Origin of the sequence: Micropruina sp. (assembly GCF_027492755.1) — a bacterium.
In the GTDB taxonomy this organism is placed as follows: Bacteria; Actinomycetota; Actinomycetes; order Propionibacteriales; family Propionibacteriaceae; genus Micropruina.
Genome location: NZ_JAPUED010000112.1, coordinates 1,923 through 9,072 on the forward strand (window position 1 = coordinate 1,923; position 7,150 = coordinate 9,072).

Annotated in this window: 8 protein-coding genes; 6 read left to right on the forward strand and 2 right to left on the reverse strand. The window is 68.6% G+C overall.

All coding sequences use genetic code 11. The features are described 5' to 3' along the window. Positions 1-175: 175 nt before the first annotated feature. Positions 176-1,030, reverse strand: coding sequence for a formate/nitrite transporter family protein (locus Q0066_RS07830; protein ID WP_298131752.1), 855 nt, complete (start codon positions 1,028-1,030; stop codon positions 176-178). 188 nt (positions 1,031-1,218) lie between these two features. On the opposite strand from Q0066_RS07830, the gene Q0066_RS07835 reads away from it, so the two are divergent. From Q0066_RS07835 to Q0066_RS07845, 3 genes are read left to right on the forward strand one after another with little or no spacing between them, the layout of a single operon-like run. Beyond that, positions 1,219-2,787 (forward strand): bifunctional shikimate kinase/3-dehydroquinate synthase, encoded by a 1,569-nt coding sequence (locus tag Q0066_RS07835; protein WP_298131754.1) that lies wholly within the window; start codon positions 1,219-1,221, stop codon positions 2,785-2,787. Positions 2,788-2,823: 36 nt separating this feature from the next. Next, positions 2,824-3,264 (forward strand): type II 3-dehydroquinate dehydratase, encoded by a 441-nt coding sequence (gene aroQ / locus Q0066_RS07840; RefSeq protein WP_298131756.1) that lies wholly within the window; start codon positions 2,824-2,826, stop codon positions 3,262-3,264. Between the two features lie 8 nt (positions 3,265-3,272). Beyond that, the gene (locus Q0066_RS07845) at positions 3,273-4,325 is read left to right on the forward strand and encodes a Gfo/Idh/MocA family oxidoreductase (protein ID WP_298131757.1); all 1,053 of its coding nucleotides are present in this window, start codon (positions 3,273-3,275) and stop codon (positions 4,323-4,325) included. Positions 4,326-4,427: 102 nt separating this feature from the next. Here the strand turns inward: Q0066_RS07845 and Q0066_RS07850 are convergent, their stop codons facing one another. Then, a complete protein-coding gene (locus Q0066_RS07850) occupies positions 4,428-5,336 on the reverse strand; it encodes a LysR family transcriptional regulator (protein ID WP_298131759.1) in 909 nt (302 codons plus the stop codon). A 76-nt stretch (positions 5,337-5,412) separates the two neighbouring features. On the opposite strand from Q0066_RS07850, the gene Q0066_RS07855 reads away from it, so the two are divergent. The 3 genes from Q0066_RS07855 to Q0066_RS07865 all read left to right on the forward strand — a co-directional run. After that, positions 5,413-6,360: a ketopantoate reductase family protein gene (locus Q0066_RS07855; RefSeq protein WP_298131760.1), complete on the forward strand. Its 948-nt coding sequence runs from the start codon at positions 5,413-5,415 to the stop codon at positions 6,358-6,360. After that, a complete protein-coding gene (locus Q0066_RS07860) occupies positions 6,357-6,749 on the forward strand; it encodes a hypothetical protein (protein WP_298131761.1) in 393 nt (130 codons plus the stop codon). The genes Q0066_RS07855 and Q0066_RS07860 overlap by 4 nt, the downstream gene beginning before the upstream one ends. A 2-nt stretch (positions 6,750-6,751) precedes the next feature. Then, positions 6,752-7,150: MaoC family dehydratase (locus Q0066_RS07865; protein WP_298131763.1), on the forward strand; the 399-nt coding region annotated here is incomplete at its 3' end.

The following is a 7,150-nucleotide window of genomic DNA, read 5'->3' on the forward strand; positions in this document are numbered from 1 at the left end:
CATCGCCTGACCGGTACGCGGGGACGGTTCTTTTCGTTCCACCGCCGGTCGAACTTGTCCAAACCCTTCTGTGGTCGGGTCGTGGTGGTCGGGTGCAGCTCCGCGGAGTGAGCCGCACCCTCAGGATCGACTTGCGATACCCAGAGTCGTGGCCTGAGAAGGGCGGAGCCGACCACTAGTCGATCGAGGAATGGATCTCGCGGTACCGGCTGTCGTCATTGCAGTAGGCGTAGTAGAAGCCGATCAGGGCGCCACCACCGATGTAGTTGCCGATCAGGGCGATCCCGACGTTGCCCATCGCGAGACCGATGTCGATTCCGTCGCGGAATCCGGCGACGGTGAACAGCACGGTGTTGGCCACCGAGTGCTCCAGCCCGCCGAACGCGAATACGAAGACCGCTACCACCATGACCAGGCACTTGGTGATGTCTTCCTTGATCAGGCCGTTGTAGACCTGGAGCATCGCGATGTTGATCATGAAGTTGCACAGGATCGCACGGGCCAGCAAGTCGGCCCAGCCGGCCGGCCCAGCCGAGACGTACTCCAGTTTGTGGGACACAGATCCGAGCACCTCGACCAGCACATCGCCTGAAATCAGGCTGCTCATCGATCCGATCAGCGCGATCACCAGGCCGCCGATGAAGTTGCCCAGGAAGCACATGCCAAGCAGCCGCAGCGCCTGAATCCAGCCGGTCCGGTGGTAGTAGGCGCCGATCGACACGATCATCATGTTCGAGGTCAGCAGTTCTGACTTCGAGTAGTAGATGAACACCAGTGCCCAGCCGAAGGCCAGGCCGCCGACCAGGCGTCCGATCGGCCGGAGCCCCGGGTCGACCTGTACGAAACCGGCGATCACGGTGTAGTTGATCAGGTAGAAGACGCCGATGATGATCCCCGCCATGGCGGCCCGCTGCAGATAGCGCCGCCGCATCTCACCGCTCAACATCGCGGTCTTGGTCTCCAGTGCCTCCAGCACGGTGGAGATGAACTTCTTACCGGGGAAGAGTTGCCCACTGTCTGCGGTTGGCATGTCCAGAACTGTGTCACGAGTCGTTCGCTGCCGCAGTCGAACTCGATGGCTCGCCGAACTCGCATCCTCGGCGGGTTCCGAGCCACCGTCCGAACGCCGCACGGCTATCTCGAACCTGGCCACTAGACTCCCGAGCGACCAGCCGTCCGCAACGAGGCGGGGCCCGAGCGCCTGACCAGGAGCACACCGTGATCGTCCTCATCGGATTCATGGGTGCCGGCAAGACCACCATCGGACGGCTGCTCGCCGAACGCCTCGGCCTGCCGTTCGTGGACAGCGACCTGGTGATCGAACACCAGCAGCGCCGCAGCATCTCGTCGCTGTTCGACGAGTTGGGCGAACCCGGCTTCCGGGCGCTCGAGGAACGCACCATCGCCGACCTGCTGGACGGCCAGGCCTGCGTGCTCTCGCTGGGCGGCGGCGCCTGCGGCTCGGCCGCCACCCGCGAGCTGTTGCGTCGGCACACCGTCATCTACCTGCACGTGGAACTCGCCGAAGCACTGAGCCGGGTCGGCGGCGACACCTACCGCCCGCTGCTCGGCCGGCCCGGGCTGAGCGACCTGTACACCGCTCGGCTCGACATCTACGCCACCACGGCGTCCGTCACCTCGTTCACCACCGGACGCCGCGTCGAGGACGTCGCGTTCGAGATCCTGGCCCGGCTCACCGCGACGGCCGAACTGGACGGCAGTCCCGGCATCCTGGTCGCCCCGCCCGGCGGCAGCTACCGCGTCCATGTCGGCCACGGCGTCCTCGACCAGCTCGGACGGCTTCTGCCTGAGCTGCCCGAGGTGCGCCAGGTCGTGGTGATCTCCGGACCCGGTGACGCCGCAATCGGCGAACGGGTCGCAAAGGCCGTAGCCACCAGCGTGTCCGAGGTTCACCGGCTCCGGCTGGACGACGGCAGTACCCCAAGTCAGGTGAAGAGCCTGGAACAGGTCGGACGGCTCGCCGGCGAGCTGGCCGAACTCGCCATCCACCGCGGCGACCTGCTGATCGGCGTCGGCGGCGAGGCCACCGTCGATCTGGTCGGCTTCCTCAGCGCGACCTACCACCGCGGCATGCGATTCGCCCTGGTTCCCACCACCCTCGAGGCCCAGGCCGACTCGGCGATCGGCGGCAAGAACGCGCTCGACCTGCCCCAGGGCCAGAACCTGCTCGGCCTGGTGCATCAGCCGGTGTTGGTGATGTGCGACGCCGACCTGGCCACCGGACGCCCCGACTACCCGTCCGGGCTGGCCGAGATCGCCAAGCACGCCCTGCTGGCCGACCCCGACCTGCTCGACTTCCTGCGTCGCAAGGCACCCGACCTCACCGCCGCCGAGCCGGCGACCCTGCTGCACGCCGTCCGGCGCAGCGTCGAGATCAAGGCCGACATCGTCACCTCCGACGAGCGCGAGCAGGGTGCCCGCGCCCACCTCAACTACGGCCACACCTTCAGCCGGGCCTTCGAGGCGGCCTCCCCCGGTCAACCGGCGGGAGCACTCAGCCTCGGCATGATGGCGGCCGCGCACCTCTCGCGCCGGCTCGGCTGGCTGCCCGCCGAAGCGGTGGACGCCCACCGCAGCGTGCTCGACGCCCTCGGCTTGCCGACCCGCGCTGAGTTCTCCATCGAACAACTCCAGTGGTCGCTGGACCGGGACAAGAAGTTCCGCGACGGCTGGCGGTTCATCGTGCTGCGCGAGCTCGGCCACCCTGTCGAGGCGCATCCGCCGCGGGAAATCGTCGAACTGGCACTCGCCGACCTGGCACGATAACCCCACCGCATCCCGCGTCCAACGAAGGAAGCCCGCATGTCCATCCTTGTCATCAACGGCCCCAACCTGAACCTGCTCGGCACCCGCGAGCCCGGCATCTACGGCTCCACCACGCTCGCCGACGTCGAAGCTGCCGCCATCGCCCAGGGTGAGGCTGCCGGTCACCAGGTCGAGTGCTTCCAGAGCAACCACGAGGGCGCGATCATCGACCGGCTGCACGCCGCCCGCACCGACGGCACCGAGTTCGTGGTGATCAACCCGGGCGCCTTCACCCACACCAGCGTCGCGATCCGGGATGCCTTCGGCGCCGCCGAGGTCCCGTTCTGCGAGGTGCACATCTCCAACGTGCACAAGCGCGAGCCTTTTCGGCACCACTCCTACCTCTCCGACGTCGCGGTCGGCGTGATGGCCGGCTTCGGGGTGATGGGCTACACCCTGGCGCTGGAGTTCGTCATCGAGCAGCTGAAGCAGAACTGAGCACGATCGTGGAGCAAGTCCGACTCGCCGTCGCCGGTGCCGGCCTGATCGGCAAGCGCCATCTCGAAGAGATCGAACGCAGCGACGCCGCACGGCTGCACGCCATCGTCGAGCCCGGTCCGGACGGCGCACCGCTGGCGAAGCAGTACGGGGTGCCGCTCTACGCCTCGCTCAGCGACCTGTTCGCGGCCGGTAAGCCGGACGGCGTCATCCTCGCCACGCCGAACCGGCTGCACGTCGAGGGCGGCCTGGAATGCGTCGCGGCCGGCGTCCCGACCATCGTCGAGAAGCCGATCGGCGACACCGTGGAGAACGCGGTCCGGCTGGTCGAGGCGGCCGAGCGCGCCGGCGTCCCGGTGTTGACCGGCCACCACCGCAACTACAGCCCGGTGATGGCGAAGGCGCGCGAGATCGTCGCCAGCGGACGCCTCGGGCGGCTGGTCGCGGTCGTCGGCACCGCGATGTTCTACAAGCCGGACGACTACTTCGACGTCGGTGACGGCTGGCGGCGGATGCCCGGCGGCGGGCCGATCCTGCTCAACCTGATCCATGAGGTGAACAACCTGCTGTCACTGGTCGGCGACATCGTCCGGGTGCAGGCGGTCACCTCGAACGCCACCCGTGGTTTCCCGGTCGAGGACACCGCCGCCATGGTGTTCACCTTCGCCAACGGCGCCCTGGGCACCTTCCTGCTCTCCGACACCGCCGCGTCCGCCCGCTCCTGGGAGCAGACCGCCCGCGAGAACCTCAGCTATTCGACCTTCCCGGACGAGGATTGCTACCACCTCGCCGGCACCGACGGGTCGCTGTCGGTGCCGACCATGCGCGTCCGCACCTTCCCCGGCACCCGGTCCTGGTGGGAACCGATGGAGACCGCCGTCGAGAGCGTCGAACGCACCGACCCGCTGGCCAACCAGATCACCCACTTCGCCGCCGTCATCCGCGGCGAAGCCGAACCGATCTGCAGCGCCCGCGACGGCCTGAAAACGCTCCGGGTGGTCGAAGCCGTGGTCGAGGCCGCGCGCACTGGCACGCCCGTCGACATCGTCGATGTGAACTGACCCCTTTCGCTGGTCGAGCTTGTCGAGACCAAAGCCTCCTCGTTGGTCGAGCTTGTCGAGACCCCAAGGACGGCCCGGTATGGGCGAGAGGTTTCGACAGGCTCAACCAGCGGTGGCTACCGAACCGAACAGCTCGGCGACCAGATCGCGCAGCCAGCGACTGCCCGGTTCGTTGTCGAAACGCGGATGCCAGTACTGGGCGACCTCGAACTGGTCGACCGGCAGCGGGCAGGGCCACAGAGCCAGATCGTTGCCGTGGGCCAGCGTGGTGCCGATGTGCCGCGGCAGGGTGGCGAGCAGGTCGGTGCCGCCGATGATCGCGCCCAGGCCGAGGAAGCCGGGCAGTTCCAGGACGACCCGACGCTCGATCCCCTGCGTGGTCAGGGCACGATGCAGCAGCGTCGCGCCGGTGCCGGCGGTGATCGACACGTGCCCCTCGGCGACGTACCGGCGGCGTCCAAGCCGTTCCCGGACGCGGGGGTGCCGGGGGTTCGCCAGGCACACCCAGTCCTGCTCGAACAGCTCCTGCCTCGCGATCGCACCACCCAGCCAGGGCAGGTAACCGATCGCCAGATCGGCATCCCTCGAAGTCAGGGCCTGCTCGGTGCCGCCGTCGATCCCCGCCGCCTCCAGCCGGACGCCGGGCGCCAATGCCCGCACCCGCTCCAGTAGAGGCGGCAGCAGGGTGATGTGGCTGGCGTCGGTCATGCAGATCCGGAAGCGGCGCCCGGCGATCGCCGGATCGAACGCCGGCTCGGTCGAGGTCAGCCGGCTCAGCGAAGCCAGGATCTCGCGGCACGGCCCGATCAGGGCGTCCGCGCGAGGGGTCGGGGTCATGCCACCGGGAATCCGGACGAACAGCGGATCTCCCACCTGCTGGCGCAGCCGTCCGAGCCAGATGCTGATCGTGGGCTGGCTCTGGCCGAGCCGTCCGGCGGCCTTGGTGACGCTGCGCACCTCATAGAGGACGTCGAACAGCTGCAGCAGCTTGGTCTCGGGCAGATCACTCACCAGGTCATTGTGATTCACAATGACGCCATTGCACCCATTGTCACAGACAACGCACGCTGCCTACCGTGCCGACACCATGACCACAGCGATCCTCGGCGCCGGCGCGCTCGGCTGCACCATCGGAGCCGCGCTCACCGAGGCGGGTCACGACACCTGGCTGATCGGACGCCCCGGACCCCACGTGGACGCGCTGCGCACCGACGGACTCCGGGTCGACGACGACACCGGCAGCCGGACCATCGCCGTCCAGGCGACCGCGGACCCTGCCGAGGCGGGCGTGGCCGACCTGGTGATCGTGCTCGTCAAGTCGTTCCAGACGCAGGAGGCGATGCACGCCGCGCGAGCCCTGGTCGGCCCCCAGACCGCGGTGCTCTCGCTGCAGAACGGCCTGGGTCACGAAGACCTGCTGAGCGCCGCCATCGGAGGCGAACACGTGCTGCTGGGCAGCACCCTGGTCGGCGGGGTGCTGCTCGGCCCTGGGCACATCCGCACCGGCACGGCGGACCGGCAGACCTGGATCGGCGAGGTGGACGGTCCGGGGACACCGCGAGCCCACGCCGTGGCCTCGCTGCTGACCAGTGCCGGGCTGCCGACCTCGGTCAGCGACGACATGGCTTCCACCCGCTGGGAGAAGCTGCTGATCAACGTGGCCACCGGCGCGATCGCGGCCCTCACCGGCCTGACCTACGGCCAGCTCGCCGGCCAGCCGCTGCTGCTGGCCACCGCCTCGGACGCCGTCGCCGAGGCGATGGCGGTGGCCGCCGCGGCCGGCGTCCGATTGTCGACGAACGATCCGACCCTTGTCTGGGCGCGCGCCGCCGAGGGGCTCTCGGGAGACTTCAAGACCTCCATGTTGCAGAGCGTGGAACGCGGGCAGCCCACCGAGATCGACGTGATCAACGGCGCCGTGGTGCGGATCGGCAAGCGCTACGGGGTGCCGACGCCGGTGAACAACACCCTGGTCGCGCTGGTCAAAGGCCTGGAACGAGCCAACTCCGACAAGCGAAGGGAGACCGTGGCATGACCGCTGCCACCGCCTATCTGGAACACACAGCGATCACGGTGCGGGACATCGGCTGGCACATTCGGTTCTTCGCCGAGGTCTTCGGCATGGGTTGTCGCGAGGTGGACGGCGACCCGGCGGCGCCACGCCAGTACTGGACGGTCGGCGGCATCCAGCTCATCCACGACCCAGACCACGACGCGCCCGAAGGACGGCTGGCCCACCTCGGCTTGATGTGCCAGGACCTGGACGCAGCACTCACCGCGGCACACCGTTTCGACGTGATCGAACTACCCAAGGGACGCAACTGGCTGCAGTTACCCGACGGCCTGCGGCTGGAGCTGATGCAGGCCGCGCCGGCAGCGTCCGTGGCCCAGGCGCTGGCCATCGACCCGCGAGCGGAGGCCTGACCATGACGGTCGTCGAACGCTATTGGGACGACGCCCGCGAGGACGATGAGTGCCGCAGCCCGACCTACGTCGTGACCAGGGAGCGCATTCAGGCCTACGCCGACCTGACCGGGGACCACACCCCGGTGCACGTCGACGAGGAATACGCGGCGGCCAGTCATTTCGGCGGCATCGTCGCCCACGGGCTGTTCGGCCTGGCTATCGCCGACGGCCTGAAAACCCAGTCCGACTACCGGTTTCTTCCCGGCATGTCGCTGGGCTGGACGTGGGACTTCCGGCTGCCGATCCGGGTCGACGACGTGCTGCACGTGGTCTTCCGGGTGGGCAGCATGCGGGCCAGCCGGAGCCGTCCGGACTGGGGCATCGTGGTGCTGCCGACCGAGCTGATCAACCAGCACGGC

Bases quoted from the DNA above. Each gene is read 5' to 3' on its own strand.
- Q0066_RS07830 (WP_298131752.1), bottom strand. From the start codon at position 1,030: ATGCCAACCGCAGACAGTGGGCAACTCTTCCCCGGTAAGAAGTTCATC.
- aroQ (WP_298131756.1), top strand. From the start codon at position 2,824: ATGTCCATCCTTGTCATCAACGGCCCCAACCTGAACCTGCTCGGCACC.
- Q0066_RS07855 (WP_298131760.1), top strand. From the start codon at position 5,413: ATGACCACAGCGATCCTCGGCGCCGGCGCGCTCGGCTGCACCATCGGA.
- Q0066_RS07860 (WP_298131761.1), top strand. From the start codon at position 6,357: ATGACCGCTGCCACCGCCTATCTGGAACACACAGCGATCACGGTGCGG.